The organism is Romboutsia sp. 13368 (genome assembly GCF_018336475.1).
Classification (GTDB): Bacteria; Bacillota; Clostridia; order Peptostreptococcales; family Peptostreptococcaceae; genus Romboutsia.
In genome coordinates this window covers 231,029-231,548 of record NZ_CP048741.1, presented here as the reverse complement: position 1 = coordinate 231,548, position 520 = coordinate 231,029, and the positions used below count along the sequence as shown (strand labels likewise).

Here is a 520-nt window from a genome sequence, read left to right as displayed (position 1 = left end):
TTTAATTAATAAAATAAAGTAAGTTGTTTTATACAAAAACAACTTTTCATAAAGATTAGTATTTGTTAATTTTAAACAAATACTAATCTTTTTATTTTACTTATAGAATATTAATTACCAATTAATTTTTTTAGTAGTTATATTCTCTAATAATATAATAACAGAGGAATTTAGTTATAAAGATTTATTTATTAATTTGAGCATGAATACTATTAGTTATCCATTTTATTTTTAGATATGTAATTAGTTTTTATATTTGAGTCTCAGTTCCACAAGATTTACATTTTTGCATTTGAATTTGATATATTTCATTATTTTCATTCATATCTTGATATGTAGTTAATATATGCTTTCTTTCTTTTTCACAAATATTACAAAATACAGGTTTACTCATTTTCTTTGTATTTATTAATTCCATTTATCAATACCTCCATATAATAATTATAATTTTAAGTTATTTTTATTATTGATAAATTTATTTTTTCTTATACAGTTATTTTCATTTTATATTTATTATAAA

The 520-nt window shown here is 16.5% G+C and carries 1 protein-coding gene; it reads right to left on the bottom strand.

What is annotated here, in order from left to right; all coding sequences use genetic code 11:
- Window positions 1–250: 250 nt before the first annotated feature.
- Window positions 251–418: a hypothetical protein gene (locus G3997_RS00965; protein ID WP_296646693.1), complete on the bottom strand. Its 168-nt coding sequence runs from the start codon at window positions 416–418 to the stop codon at window positions 251–253.
- Window positions 419–520 lie beyond the last annotated feature (102 nt).

Bases quoted from the DNA above. Each gene is read 5' to 3' on its own strand.
- G3997_RS00965 (WP_296646693.1), bottom strand. From the start codon at position 418: ATGGAATTAATAAATACAAAGAAAATGAGTAAACCTGTATTTTGTAAT.